The organism is Nocardia sp. NPDC051756, assembly GCF_040681495.1.
Classification (GTDB): domain Bacteria; phylum Actinomycetota; class Actinomycetes; order Mycobacteriales; family Mycobacteriaceae; genus Nocardia.
Window position 1 is genome coordinate 134486 of the sequence record NZ_JBFAYV010000004.1, and the last position, 13528, is coordinate 148013.

The following is a 13528-nucleotide window of genomic DNA, read 5'->3' on the forward strand; positions in this document are numbered from 1 at the left end:
TGCATGCCCGACGCGTGCCCCCGTGTACACAGGCATGGTCTGAGTATATGATCCCGGAACCGGAACTGTAGCAGAGAGCGAGCGTGACTTCGATGGGCTTGGCAAGGCGATTAGGGTTCTGGCTTAACGTAATTGCGCTCGTTTCTCTTATTGTTGCAGGCGTTGAGATCCTGCGCAGTACGAAGACTCTGTTAGTTCTGGTTCTCGTATTCGGCGCAGCTGCTTTGATGGGCTTGAATGTGATTCAACAGGTGCTGAGGGCCAATTCCGAGAAGCGAGATTAAGAAGCTAACGGTCTTGGCCGGTGCCCCCACTGCTATTAGCTTCAACCAGGAGACACCTGCACGGGCGACTGCGTCTGCGGGCGAACCAGCGCGACCGGTGCGGACCCTGGAGATATTCGCACCCCGCGGCAAGCCGGACTCCTCTTACGGCCAAGAGGTTGCATATCATCGAATGGCTCCAGAACCCTTCAACCAATCGACAGATGAATTCGGCTTCAACAACCAGAACCTGCGGGTCGATACGGTCTCCATCTGGATGGATCCAGCAGAGTGCGCTGATGCTCTGGGCCACCGCATGGAGAAGGAGCCCACCTACAACGGGCGCAGCCCGATCACGGCGACCGCGTCGAGACACCAACCCAATGCCAGTACCCCGGACTCTCCGGGAGATCTCCCCCTGCTCACCTCTCCGCCGTACTGGAGAGAGCGCCGGACTGGGCTGCCTGTGCAACGCTGACCGCCATCAACCTCATCGGGACCGTCATCGGGATGCACGGCTACGCACGACGAGACCTGGAGGGATAGCGAAACTTCCAGGTCTTGTCGGTGCATTGGCACGGACCCGCGGCAGGCAGAGGCTTTCGAAGGGAAAGTGTGGTGCGCGGCGAATGTGAGCCGGGTTGCTTGGCTCGCTGTAACCCTGCGCTTGTCCTGTATGCGAGCATCGGATTGACCCCTGTATTCGTTGGCCGATACAGTCGAACCGCCGGATCATGATCACGGCGCGATCGACGGGGGATATGCGATGACTGCCATCGGTGTGAGCCACTCCAGAGCTGCCTTCAAAGCGACGGAGGTGCGATAATGGCCGCTCAGGGCTACTACAACCACTATGACGACCCAGACGAATTCTGGGACGACGGGCCGCTCGAGGTCCCCCGACGCTCGCCTGCGGCGGTTGCCGCCGCACCGATCACTCCATCGCGCTTCGTTGACCGGTACACCGACGAGGCTCCGGGCGGTGACTTCGCGTTCGTTCGAGCTCCATCGTCTTCACAGCCGCGGGTGCCTAACGATGATGTCGCCGCTCAGCAGGAGCAGTTCGAGCGCCAACGCGATATCGCGCGAGGTCGTATCGACGCGGTAATGGAGAGTGTCGGTTCGATGTTGTTCACCGGGACGTCGCTCGACCGGGCGGCTGTCGCGAGTGTATCGAGCTCGGGCGATGTGGTCGATATTCGATTGGCGCGGGGCTTCGGAGATTTGAATCGCCCGAACTGGATGGTCGCAGACGACCTCAACTCTGTTGCGGTCGCGATCGTAGAGGCAGTCAACGCGGCGCGTGTCAGTAGAGCTGAAACCGTGGCCGGTCGACTGGCGCGCGAATTCGGTCACTGACTCGGGGCGGCGGAACAACTTAGGATATCCATGGCAGATTTCGATAGTTTGTACCACTTGACGCAGGAGATGAACAAGAATTGGCATGACCTCATCGAGGATGTAAACTCCGGCCGATTCTACGCGAAGCGCGCAGCGGAAAGCCGCAAAGTGCCGGTTGTCGACGACAGTTCCGGAGCCATGTATGGATTCCTGATCGTCGATGGGAACGGTACGATCACCTCGATGGATCTCGATCCCCAGGAGGTCGCTCAATCGAACGAGGGCGACGTGCTAAAAGCTATTTGCACCGCAATAAATTCGTCGACCGCTCGATCGAACCAAACTTCCTTTCATGGAGAGAGTCGAAAGCATGTCTGATCAGGATTTTCACGTTGTCCCCGAGGCTCTCAAGCTGGAAGCTGAAGAGATCCGGCAGACTTCAGAGCAGTGGGATTCTGCCAAGAAAAAGATCCTCGAGGCCCCGATGGATCTCAACGCGCTCGGCTCCTACGGCAAAGACAATGCTGCCAAGTTCAATCTCGCAACGACCTACCTGGTGACGAAGCTTCGTGAAGGTTCCACCTCGATTCAGTCGGCAGCGGACGGGTTGAAATCATGCGCTACGCATTTCGAAAACCTGGATGCCGACTACTATCGGCAGTTCGGCTACATCGACGCGCAGTTGGGGTACTGAGCGGTGGGCGACACGAAGGGTTTCGCCATACCGGCGGAGCGGAACCCCAACGGCCTGCCCGCTGCACTCGTGTTCCCCTGGGACCAAGCAGCTTACGTAGTCACCTGGGCCGAACATCTCGACGTCGACGGACCCGTCCGTGATCGAATGAGCATCTTGCAGAAGATGCTCGGTGACCCCAGCAAAGTATCCACCGTGCTGGCGGCTTGGCAGGGTGCGGTCACCGAACTCACAAAAGCGGTCGATGGTAGCAACGATGGTATCGGTCTGGCGACAGCCAATGAGAATCTGAAAGCTCGCTGGTCCGGCACCGCCCGGGACGCTGCTGTCGACTATGTGGACCGACTCGCTACATCCACGCGCTTGAACAACGGCTACATCGCGCAAATCGCCACATACTTGAACGATCTCGGCGCCTACGTGACGACCGCGTACACCAACGCCACGTCGAACGTGCAGAGCACGGCGGCAAGTCTCGCACAATATGAGGCCGCGCGTAAGAAAGCGGAAACCAACGCCTTGATCGTGATCTTCACTGGCGGGGCCGGTGGCACCGACAGTTACCAGAGCGCCGCACTAGAATTTGTTGACAGGTTCATGACCGATACCAAATCGCTGTTGGATAATCTCAGCAAATATATGGTCGATAGCGGTGGCAAGATTGACGATGTCATCACCAAGATCAATCAAGTGGAGGTTCCCGCGGCGATAGCTCCGGCCGCTTTGACTGTTCCCGGATGGCAACCGCGTAACCCGACCGGTCCGGGTTGGGGTACGCCGTCATGAGGCATATGAAAATCATAACGGCGGGCGTCATTGCGGCAGCGGCCTCGATCGCTCTGGTCGGCTGCGAGGGGAAAACATCCGAGTCTGCCCCGTCATATAGCAGTACACCCACCGATTGCGTCGAAGTCCGAGAGGTTACCAAGGACGCGGTGTCGAGGTATGCGGATGCGCTCTATGATCCGAAATCCGAATTCAGGAGCGAGCAGCCGCAAAAAGAGTCCGCGAAGGTGTTGACCTGCTACGGCGCCTTCATCGACAACACTCCACGAAAGAGTGATACCGACGTAGCGGGACTCCGGACCGCGACCGTTTTTATCACGATCTCCGTCAACCAGCCTGGTTCCTGGGGGGACAAGGACCCCGTCGAGGAGGCCAAGCGCAGCTTTACCAGCTACCGCGACCAACATTCCTCCGCAGTCAAGATCGTGAATGGTCTCGGCGACGACGCTTACTCGTTCCATGAGTTCGCATCCACCGATGCCAGCGCAGAGACAGATTTCCGCATCGGCAATGCCACCGTGCATATTCGTTTGAACCGAACCTTCGCCGGCGCTTCCACGCCTGAGCAAGGGGCAGCTGTCGAACGCAACGCATTGGAGGTAGCCCACGCGTTGGCGGGCGGTTTCGACCGTGTCATGAAGTAGGACTTCTGTGCCTCGGAGGGGACTGAAACATTTTGGAGCGTGGGCCGGTGTCGTTCGCTCGGCGTGTTGATCCGTGAGGTTCGACGCTCAGATCGTCTCGTTCTTGGCTGGAACATTCATGCCGAGTAGGCACCACTGTCGGGATCACCACCAGCTAGTCCCTTCGTGAAAGGGCAGACCGCAGCGCGGGTCGGTGCAGGCTCGAGGCAGCGCTCGACAGCAGGCCTTGCTCGCCTTCTTGGTAATCTGGCGCAAGGGGATGTGGTTCGTCCGTGAGCATTTGTACCGCTGCGGCGACCTCCTCGATCGAGGCCCGAACGTAGGTCAGGGTTGCGCCAGATTTGCCAGTCGGATCGGCGTGGGCGGCGAACGCCCGAGCCACGGCGTAACCAAAGTTTCGCTCAACGAAAGTGAGAGTGGTGTACCGAATCCAGTGAGTCGTGACGCCTTGGGTAGCGACCCATGGCAGAGAACGGCCAACTCGATCCCAGAGATGGTCATAACGACGGCGAGTGATCGGGCGACCGTTCTTATAGCGCAGCAGCTGGCTCGTGGGATCCGCGCTCCGCCTCCTGTGGGTGATCAACTGGTCCATCAACGTCGGGGAGACGGGGTGCCAGTGCACAGTGCCGCCTTTGCCGTGCAGCCGGACCAGGCACTGCTCTGGTTCGAGGTCGTCCCCGTGTATACGCAGAGCGGTTTCACGTCGGCACGCGGTTTCGATGTGAATGCGAACTATCAGCTGGTCGAGGTCCTTGTCATCGCCGGTCGTAGCCGCGACGGCGTGGAGGTCGGAAAGGTGTCTTTTGGCGAGCGCCCGGCGGGTGCTGGGAAGGCGACGAGGCGCTTTGAGGTTGGCTGCAGGATTGTTGAACGCGGATAGGTGGCGGTCCTCGACAGCGAATCGGTACAAGCAGCGAATGGCATTGACCATGTTCTCCGCGGCCGAGCGCCCTCCCCGGCCGTTCCGCCTGGAGTTTGCTTGCTGCCGGGTCTGCTGCACCACTTCGGCCAGCTCAAGTGGAGTTGGCTCATCGAGGGAGCGGTCGTGCCAGAGGGCGTCGAGCCGCCGCCAGTATGGACCGTATGTCCGGCGCGTTCCGTCGGAAACGGTCACGCTGACTCGGGGTATGAACTCTCCAAATGTTGGTACAGCTCTGGTGCCGTCTGGCGCTTGTAGTAGTTCCTCGGGGCGAACTCCTAAGTGCTGTAGGAGCTGTCGAGCGACGTCGACATCGTGCGTGCTCACGACAATCCTTTGAGGTGAGCCGAAACATTCGAGAGGGCTTCGACCACGATTGAGGGAGGAGCAACGACGCCGCAATTCGCGAGGAGCACGACGAGGAGTAGACCGTCGCCCGTCGAGATATCGGCAGTGGGCTGATCCGTGCCCGACCTCCAGATCGGCCGGCGCGGATCAGATTCGAGTCCACTCTTCGAATTCGACTGAAGTGGTATTTCTGTGCTGTATCGGCTCTGCTGAGCGGCTGTTGGTGTGCGAGCTGCCAGATGTAGGCTCGTTGGCGATAGTGGGATCGACGAGTCTAGTTCGATCGCGGGCATGAGAAGTCTGCTCTCTACCGACCGACTCGTTAAACCCTTAGACCATCAAACCTGAATTCCGACCAATGCGCTACATCCAGGTCGGCTGCGCTAGCTGGAGTACTTCCAAGTCCTTTTAGGCCGATCTCGTAATTCCTGGTCAGGGGCCAAAAGCTATACTGGACCGGACTCCTCGCCATCACTGCGGTCATCACACAGCATTCGTGCAGTTGTCGGCAGAAGGCTGGCGGCGCGAAGAACCCGTCGAGGTCGGCAACGAGAGTCCACTGCTGCGGTGGACGTTGCTCAGCCGATTCGGAGAGCGGCCCTACCCGGCTGCGGCAGACCCCCTAGCGATCCCTCCTGCGGTCCTACGATCAGTCGTGCCGACGCCGACGAGAACAAGGGCAAGACGTCGGCCCTGGGCGCGGTCCGCGCCATCGGTTCCGGGGCCAGCTCGTAGGCAGTCCGTGGGAGTGTGAGCCGAACCTGGGAATCCTTCCGAGTTTGCCCTGTGCGCTGATCTCGCCGGTGACCTCACAGATATGGGTTGCTCGATCGGCCGTGCAGACTGCGAAGGAGAACCGAGAACCGGCACTTACCGTGGAGCGTGTAGGGCAATCGGGCTCGGGAGCTCGGCTAACAAGCGGGCATCGCACAAAGGGTGTGCGAGCCGGAAGCGAACGAGCGAGCAGGACAGCCTGAGTCAGCTCATCGAGAGATTCCGTTGAATACCGTCGTCGTCTTTGATGAAGGCGAGATACAGCACCACGTCTGGTACCTCGACGTCGGTGCTGTAGATACTGGCAGTCAGGGGCTCTTTGGTGAACTGATCGCGCCAGCGGAGATAATCGGTGGTCTCGCGACCGTAGGCGATGCGAGTGCGAGTGGTCCAAATCCGGTTGAACTCGGGGATCGGGCGTAGTCGCCGGAGCAGGTGGTTGGTTTGAAAACAATCGCGGTGTCCGCCCATGACCGCCTTCAACAGGGCAACCACCTGGTCCTTTTCGTTGCCCCGGTCAGTGAGGATGTCTCGCGAGTGAGGTCCGAAGATCCACGGTGCGACATTCCCGACCACGTCGAGCCTGGGATATGCACGGATCATGTGCTTGTTAAGCAGCAGGACATTGAGCAAGGGATCGACGTATGCGGCCAGGACACCCTTGGATTCGAGAAGATCTAGGTGGTCGAGCAAGCCCGAGTTCTGCATGACCTGCTCCTTGAGCGTTTCGGTCGGAGTCAGATCGAGCGGAGGCGCGAGCAAATCACGTACGTGACGGGCCTGGGACATATTCAGCCCATAGCCGGCAATGAGCTGCGCGACTATCGCGGCCTTCGGATGACGGTCCCCGTCCTCGATGTTTCGGATGTAGTGCTCACTCACGCCCGTTATTTCGGCCGCCTCGCGGCGAGACAACCGGCCTCGGACCTGGGTCATGAAGTCCGACAACGTCGGAACCCGTGCTTGTGGCCGGTGTGTGCTGGGCTTCCTGCTCATGCGAGATGCCTCCCCCTCAGGATTTCGAGCATGGCAACTGGACGACGAACCTGTGGATCTCCCCTGACTAGCCAATCGTTTTGTTCATACCAGAACGGCCGTGACCAGGCAACGTTTCGCATTTGGCAACGAGGCTGCCGAATGTTAGCGCAACGGGTCGCCCCCTTCCAGGGAGCGAGGGTCGATAAGCAGATCGGATCAGCGAATCGTTTGACGCTCCCAGCGTCAAATGTGCCGCGATAATGCTGATGGCATCGTGTTTCGAAATTTGAGCGCGAAGCGTTCGACGCCTACCGATCAGCCGGTATGCGCGAATGTCGCTGAATTCGAGACGCCCTGAGTCTCCGAATGAATTAGTGCGAACAAGGTGTGGAAGGTCCGACCATTCTGCTAGCTTCGAGGTTGTTCTGCTACTGTCCGCAGTGCAGGGGCCACCGCAGCGAAGGTTCGTGCACATGGATACGCTCGACGCCGGGTGATCCCTCGAACTGAGTGTGGGCAGTCCTTGTTTAGGAGGCTGCGAGTGAGTGAAACAGATGTCAATGTGTCCGGTGTGGGTGAAGACATATTCGCAAACCTTACGCCAATTCCACTATTCGAATTGATTACCGGCGGATGGGCAGCAAGGATATTCGCTGCAGCCGTCGAGATGGATCTCTTCGGGGCGATGAATCGATCGGGTGGCCTTACGTGTGAGCAGGCTGAGATCGAATTGAAGATTGCGGATCGGCCCGCCGACTTACTACTTGCCGCCTGCGCGTCGCTAGGGTTATTGGACAAACGTGGCGATGTGTATACAAACTCGGCAATTTCTGACGAGTTCCTGGTCGAGGGGAAGCCGTACTATTTCGGCGGGTTTGTCCGCTATGCCGAACGCCGCCAATATCCCGGCTGGCACAATCTACCTACTGCGTTGCGCACCAATCGACCCACCACATGGAATCCGGATGAGCAGGACACTGTCTTCGATCGCGGTGACCAGCTCGTCGTGTCCATGTTCTGGGAGGCAATGCACTCGATGTCGAGCTTTACCGGGCGAGTATTGACACAGGCTCTTCCTGATCTGGCTCAAAGAAAGGCGCTGCTTGATGTCGGTGGGGGATCAGGTGCGTTGGCGATCGAGGCGTGTAGAGCCTTCCCGGACTTGCGTGCTGCTGTTTTTGAACTGCCTTTCGTCTGCGAAATCGCGGCACAGAAGATCACCGCCGCCGGATTCGGGGACCGAATATCGACTGAAGCGGGAGATTTCAACGTAGACGATGAGCTTCCAGCAGGTTATGACACTATCTCGCTGTCAGCGGTTCTCCATGATTGGGATGAGCAGACCGGGCGGACACTCCTCGAGAAATGCTTCCGAGCGCTTCCATCAGGCGGCAAGATAGTGATCTTGGAAGACCTACTCAATGAAGCACGGACCGGACCGGCTCGCGCTGCTCTGGTAGGAATCAACATGCTGGTGGAGACAGAAGGCGGAAAGAACTATTCCGGTGGTGAGTACACGGCATGGCTTGCGGCCACTGGCTTTGATGACATCGCGACGATCCCGTGCCAGTCCGTGACGACAAACAGCATAATCGTGGCCTCAAAGCCCTGACCTGTGCTGTCCTTGCGCGCGCTGGTGTGAATAGTGAACTAGACCCTGGGTGTTTCTGGCGGAGGCAGAATCACGAATCGAGGGGCCTGGTCGGGCCCGGCCTGTCCTGGGTGTTGTGTGGAGGCTGGCGACGGTGCCGACGGTACGAAGATCACGGTCAGCTTCCGCCCATGCATAGCGAGTCCTTCGACAGCAGCCGGGGCACAGCGGGCTGAGTCGCGTGTACTCCCGTGCCGTCGCATCGCAGAGGTAGTTGTCACCGAATCCGGTGGGCATGGGTTCAACTCGACGGGCATAGAGAGACGTATGACGTTCGGTGGTCTGGCTGTTGGATCCCCGCACATCAGTTGCGAGAACCCTGTGAACAGTTCGGAGGTCACGGAGCTACATCCCGCGCGGCTGCGCACAGTCGGTTGCTCGCACCAACGACCGATGCCGCTGGACCATGTGATCCAGCGGCATCGTATCGAGAGACCGCGGAGGGGATGCGGTCTGTCGGGATCAGTCCGGCTCATCGAGCGCGGCTGACCGTCGCTCGGTTGTACTCCGCAGGTCAAGAGAGGGTTGGTCGCTCCGGCAAGACTTTGGTCCGTTTCAACGATCTGACGGGAACGGCCGCCGAAGCCCGATGATGGGATAAGCACGGCCTGGAGGGCAGGTGCGGGGCGCATCCGGCGGTCCTTTCCAGGCCGTGCGATCCCGTCTGCTGGGGCCGGTCGGCATCGGTCCCCGCAGGGGGCTTCAGGGCGGCGGTTGAGGCGGAATCGGCCGGCGTGGACGGCGATTCGGCCGACGTCGTTGCTGTGGGTGTTTGCTCGGCCCGCTGGGTCTGTCGAGACGTTGGGTGATCGGCTTCTCGGTCAGCTTCAGAGCGGCAGCAATATCGTCGTCTGTGAGAAAACAACTGCGCCCGGCACGGTGCCCGGGAAGCGTGCCGGCGTTGAGCTGCCGCAGATACCAGCGGACGGACTTGTGTAACCTTTTTGCTCCGAACTCGACGGGATAGGTCCCATCGTCGTCCGGTGGCTCAGTGGGCGGTGTCGGGCTGCGGTCGCTCATCGGCTGTACCCCGGTCGATAAGCCGTCTGTTCCGTCTTAGGTGACTTCCGCTGCGGTGTCGCCGGAGGCAAGCGTCGTCGCACGAGCTGATCGGGATTGCTTGTGGCATATGAGGTATCAGGTTTGGCTGTCATCAGATGAGGACCTCGTTGTCGAATGACCGAGTACATCCCCCCAACTCAATGAGAATCGATTCGGGATAGTTGCGCCGGTGCTCGAGTGCACGCAATTTGCGTGAAACGCATCTGACGGTTAATCGGGGTTCGTATCGTGCCGCGGCGACGCGACTGGGCAGGCGAATGCGGTTGGCGCCGTGGAGTATTGCGGCCAAGACAGCTTGGAAGCTGCTTGAGAACCGGCGCGAGCCCAACCAGAACTCATGCCGGCCGACGCACAATCACGGGCGTCTACCGTCCGGGCAGGTGGCGCAGTTATCGGTGTCAGGCGAGTGGTGGACCGGCGTACGGCTTGCGGAAGATGTAGCCGAGCAACACGTCCCGAGCTTCGGAGACTTCGCTGACTTGCAGGCTCAGCGAATATGGATCCCCCGTGCCGGGTTCACGCCAGTGCAGGTAGTCATCGGCGCCGCGGCCGTAGGCGATGCGGGTGCTGTTGATCCAGATGTTGCTGAATTCGTGGTCGGGGCTCATCTGGTTGAGGAACTGGCGGGCTTGCGGAGAATCGCGGTGACGTCCGACCGCACCCTTCGCTGTCGCGACGACGTGAAGTGCTTCAGTCTTCCACTCGATGACGAGCTCTTTAGCTGTCGGGCTGAAGTACCAAGCCAGGAGGTTGTCGGTCGGGCCAAGCCCGGGGAACGCTTGCCAGAACGACGGGTTGGCGGCGAGTACATTCCACAGTGGATCAGCGACGACCGCGTGGACCCCCTGATCCTCGAGGTCAGCCAGGTGCGCGAGCAGGTTCGGCGACTGATGGACGTCGGCCCGGAGCTGGTCAGTGGCGATGAGCTCGATTGGCGACGCGCGCAGTTCGCGCATGTGCTGGGCCTGTGCCCAGGTGAGCCCGTAGCCGCTGATGATCTTCTCGACCATCTCGAAACTGGGTACACGCTCGCCTGTTTCGATTTGTCCGATGTAGGAGGAGCTGATGCCGATGAGAGCATCGGCTTCGCGTCGGGACAATCCCATCTCGTTGCGGATCTGCCAGCAATAGGTACGCAGTCGAGGCATTCGAGCGGTCCGCGGTGTGGACAGGCGGCGGCGAGAGCCAACACGCAGAGGGTCAACACGCGAACGGTTCGTGGGATTCCGGCTCATACGGAGTCCCCCCTCTCTTCTGACGTCTTTCTCATGGATGTATCAGGCAGATATTATGGTTGACTCGATTCCCCCGAGTTGTTTCGTGTCTACCAGAATGGGTACGAATCGGCAACGTACATTTCGCCACGTGATTGCGGAAAGATAGCGAATCGAGTCCTTCGACGGCCTGGCCAGGAGTGTGGGAACTTGCACGGAGACAGCGGTTTCGAAGAAGAATGTTATTTGATGCTCTGTGCGTCAAATGTGCTCGATTACCGCTGGCTGTGACAGGAGTAGCAGTTTTTACGCTGAGCGCGTTAACGCAAACCGCGTGAAATGAATCCCTAGATTTTCGATCGACTTCTGGGTTTGGATGGTGGAGCAACCGCAACCTGCTCTGAAGGGAAACAAACTCATGGATCCGTTCGTAATTCTGTCTTGGGCGAACATGGCCGTATCTTTCTTGTCCAACGGGTTGTCGTTGGCGACCCAGGTGCTGTCGCTCGTTCTGCCGTTCATCTAGAAGAACCAGCTCTGAGCTGGGCCTCTCGGCCGATCCCATCGTGCCGAGAGGCCCCCGGGGAACGTACTCAGCGCTTCTTTCAAACCATTCTTCGCCTTCACTACGGAGGGTTTATTCGGCATGTCCGAAACCAGAAGTAAAAGTCCGAGCGGGAGATCAGATCGCATAGAGCTACCGCAGCGGATCAGCGCCCTGCGAACATCGAGTGTCGCGCTGGTGGGATCGAATGCCCACCCAGGGCGGGCATCCCGAAGCAGTTGGGTAGTCGTCGCAGCGACGATCCCGGCTGCGCTGCTGCTGGGATGTCCCAGCACAGGTGCAGCAACATCGATTTCTGACCACATTGCCGACCAACCGGGCGTCACCGGCCCCGCGCAGCCAGGGACGACGACGCCGCCTCCGCCACCTGCCCCGCCGACTGAACCCGCGCCTGCACCGCAATCGGCGTACTACGAGCAGCCCCCGGAAGTACGGAACGAAGCGCCCAGCAGACCTGCGCCATCGCCTGCGCCCGCGCCGCCGATCGAACTCGAGGATCTGCATTGGCCCGAACCCGTGCCGCCGGTAGCACCGATCGAAGCACCGCCGAACACCATCAGGATCGGCGAATTGCAGACTCCCTCACCGGAATGGCTACCACCGGAATGCCGGGACGCGATCAACAACACCGCAGCGGGGCTGGAAGCCCAAGTGGCACAGGGCCTGGACTCGATCGGCCTTCCACCGGGGCGGTCGGATCGAGTCAGCGGGGCGACGACCGCCGGACTCCTCGTCGGCGGAGCCGCAGGCGCCACAATCGCCGGCGCGCCCGTGGCCGCCGCCGCGGCAGTGGTCGGTGGATTGATCGGCGGCACGGTCGGTGGAATCGCGGGAGCGGCACTGGGAACTCTTGTGCCGGTGCCGATTATCGGGACGGTGACCTCTGGAGTCGCCGGTACCGCATTGGGTGCGGCCGCCGGGGCTGCCGCTGGTGCGGCAATCGCCGGGGTTCCAGCCGCCGCCGTCGGCGCCGCCGTGGGCGGAACGGTCGGCGCGGGTTTCGGCGCCGGAGTGGGGGTCGGCCAGCCATGAGCACTCCGAACAAGGCACATCGCCTCAAGGCCGTCGCCGGGGCAGCAGCCCTGGCGGGGTCGGGATTGATCAGCACCGCCGTGACCAGTCCGGCGCAGGCGGTTCCGATCGGGCCCGGCTGCCCGGCACTGTACGTGATAGGGATCCAAGGGACAGGCCAGTCCTCACCCACAGCAGATCCGCTCGCAGACACCGGCGTGGTCGGTGCACTGCTGGGACCGGTCCAGGCCGCAGCACCTGGACTGGTGCAACACAGCTATATCAGCTACTCGGCGGGTTTCGGCGGGGCAGTCCCTGGTGGTGGCGCCGATCCCTATTCTGCGTCGGTCGCCGACGCGCGCGCTCAACTCGACGGCGCCGCCGCTGAGGTCGCACGAATCTGCCGGGCAACGCTCATCGCCGGAGTCGCCTATTCCCAAGGCGCAGAAGCGATGGCCGGTTTCGCACAGGACGTCGGATCAGGCGCTGGCCCGGTATCGCCGGACCGAATCGCAGGTATCGCACTGTATTCCAACCCCGCGCGGCCGGTGGGGGGTGCGACCTTTCCCGGCCGACCGGGTCAAGTCACCCCTGATCCGGCACCTGGCACCAGCGGAGCCGCAACATCGGCGATACAGATCAGCAACGCAGCAGCGGGCGGCGGCGGAATCGCCAACACCGGCACAACATACGGCGAACTGACCGGCAGAGTCGCCGACATCTGCGTCGACGGTGACCTCGCATGCTCAGCACCGGACAAAGCAGCGCTACTACGAGTGGGGGCTGAAATCGCCGCGCAGGCCAGCCTGCACGATCCCATTACCGCCCTCGGATCGCTCAACGCGCTGCTATCAGCGGCGCTAGGGGAGGCGTGGACAACGGTGGTCAATCACGACTTCCAGGTCGGGGCCGGTAATGCCGACTACGCCCCGCAACAGAGCCTCGCACAACGGCTGATCGACGCAGCCGACCCCAGGATCCCCGCTCCGAGTCCGGCCGACGCGGCCGCAGCGGCGACGAAATGGAACGAGATCACAGCAGCGGTGGCAAGCAACCCGTTGGGGCTCCTGCCGAAACTTGCCGGGCAACTCGGCAATGCCTGGGGCCAACTGATGGCCGACAACGCCGACTTGGGCAACCCCGGCGTGTGGCTGCACTACGCCGACACCGTCGCCCGCCACAACGGCTACGCCGCGACCGGGCAGTTGAGCTCCGGTATCGCCTGGTTCGTGGCACTGGCTCATGACATCGGGAGCAGATGATGACCGACACTCT

Annotated in this window: 11 protein-coding genes; 8 read left to right on the forward strand and 3 right to left on the reverse strand. The window is 60.8% G+C overall.

Annotation, left to right across the window (positions count from 1 at the left end; translation table 11 throughout):
- Window positions 1–1088: 1088 nt before the first annotated feature.
- From AB0M22_RS17605 to AB0M22_RS17625, 5 genes are read left to right on the forward strand one after another with little or no spacing between them, the layout of a single operon-like run.
- Window positions 1089–1622, forward strand: a complete 534-nt coding sequence (locus tag AB0M22_RS17605; protein ID WP_364727394.1) for a YbaB/EbfC family nucleoid-associated protein — start codon at window positions 1089–1091, stop codon at window positions 1620–1622.
- Window positions 1623–1652: 30 nt separating this feature from the next.
- Window positions 1653–1982 carry a hypothetical protein gene (locus tag AB0M22_RS17610; protein WP_364727397.1) on the forward strand — a complete coding sequence of 110 codons (330 nt, stop codon included), beginning with the start codon at window positions 1653–1655 and terminating at the stop codon, window positions 1980–1982.
- Window positions 1975–2298 (forward strand): hypothetical protein, encoded by a 324-nt coding sequence (locus AB0M22_RS17615; RefSeq protein WP_364727399.1) that lies wholly within the window; start codon window positions 1975–1977, stop codon window positions 2296–2298. Before AB0M22_RS17610 ends, AB0M22_RS17615 begins: the two co-directional genes overlap by 8 nt.
- Before the next feature lie 3 nt (window positions 2299–2301).
- Window positions 2302–3084, forward strand: coding sequence for a hypothetical protein (locus AB0M22_RS17620; protein ID WP_364727401.1), 783 nt, complete (start codon window positions 2302–2304; stop codon window positions 3082–3084).
- Between the two features lie 5 nt (window positions 3085–3089).
- Window positions 3090–3728, forward strand: a complete 639-nt coding sequence (locus tag AB0M22_RS17625; protein WP_364727403.1) for a hypothetical protein — start codon at window positions 3090–3092, stop codon at window positions 3726–3728.
- 154 nt (window positions 3729–3882) lie between these two features.
- Here the strand turns inward: AB0M22_RS17625 and AB0M22_RS17630 are convergent, their stop codons facing one another.
- Both AB0M22_RS17630 and AB0M22_RS17635 read right to left on the reverse strand, forming a co-directional pair.
- Complete coding sequence (locus tag AB0M22_RS17630) at window positions 3883–4845, reverse strand: site-specific integrase (RefSeq protein WP_364727405.1); 963 nt, start codon at window positions 4843–4845, stop codon at window positions 3883–3885.
- 1131 nt (window positions 4846–5976) lie between these two features.
- Window positions 5977–6768 carry a helix-turn-helix transcriptional regulator gene (locus AB0M22_RS17635; protein ID WP_364727407.1) on the reverse strand — a complete coding sequence of 264 codons (792 nt, stop codon included), beginning with the start codon at window positions 6766–6768 and terminating at the stop codon, window positions 5977–5979.
- A 523-nt stretch (window positions 6769–7291) separates the two neighbouring features.
- On the opposite strand from AB0M22_RS17635, the gene AB0M22_RS17640 reads away from it, so the two are divergent.
- On the forward strand, window positions 7292–8362 hold the full coding sequence (locus AB0M22_RS17640) for a methyltransferase (protein WP_364727409.1): 1071 nt from the start codon (window positions 7292–7294) through the stop codon (window positions 8360–8362).
- A 1499-nt stretch (window positions 8363–9861) separates the two neighbouring features.
- On the opposite strand, the gene AB0M22_RS17645 is transcribed toward AB0M22_RS17640, so the two are convergent.
- Window positions 9862–10611 (reverse strand): helix-turn-helix domain-containing protein, encoded by a 750-nt coding sequence (locus AB0M22_RS17645; RefSeq protein ID WP_364727412.1) that lies wholly within the window; start codon window positions 10609–10611, stop codon window positions 9862–9864.
- 1201 nt (window positions 10612–11812) lie between these two features.
- On the opposite strand from AB0M22_RS17645, the gene AB0M22_RS17650 reads away from it, so the two are divergent.
- Together AB0M22_RS17650 and AB0M22_RS17655 are read left to right on the forward strand one after the other, a co-directional pair.
- Complete coding sequence (locus AB0M22_RS17650; RefSeq protein ID WP_364727415.1) at window positions 11813–12274, forward strand: hypothetical protein; 462 nt, start codon at window positions 11813–11815, stop codon at window positions 12272–12274.
- 755 nt (window positions 12275–13029) lie between these two features.
- Window positions 13030–13515 carry a hypothetical protein gene (locus AB0M22_RS17655; protein WP_364727417.1) on the forward strand — a complete coding sequence of 162 codons (486 nt, stop codon included), beginning with the start codon at window positions 13030–13032 and terminating at the stop codon, window positions 13513–13515.
- The last annotated feature ends 13 nt before the right edge of the window (window positions 13516–13528 follow it).

Excerpts from the sequence above, each read along its gene's own strand:
- AB0M22_RS17605 (WP_364727394.1), top strand. The coding sequence starts at position 1,089 with ATGGCCGCTCAGGGCTACTACAACCACTATGACGACCCAGACGAATTC.
- AB0M22_RS17610 (WP_364727397.1), top strand. The coding sequence starts at position 1,653 with ATGGCAGATTTCGATAGTTTGTACCACTTGACGCAGGAGATGAACAAG.
- AB0M22_RS17615 (WP_364727399.1), top strand. The coding sequence starts at position 1,975 with ATGTCTGATCAGGATTTTCACGTTGTCCCCGAGGCTCTCAAGCTGGAA.
- AB0M22_RS17625 (WP_364727403.1), top strand. The coding sequence starts at position 3,090 with ATGAAAATCATAACGGCGGGCGTCATTGCGGCAGCGGCCTCGATCGCT.
- AB0M22_RS17635 (WP_364727407.1), bottom strand. The coding sequence starts at position 6,768 with ATGAGCAGGAAGCCCAGCACACACCGGCCACAAGCACGGGTTCCGACG.
- AB0M22_RS17645 (WP_364727412.1), bottom strand. The coding sequence starts at position 10,611 with ATGCCTCGACTGCGTACCTATTGCTGGCAGATCCGCAACGAGATGGGA.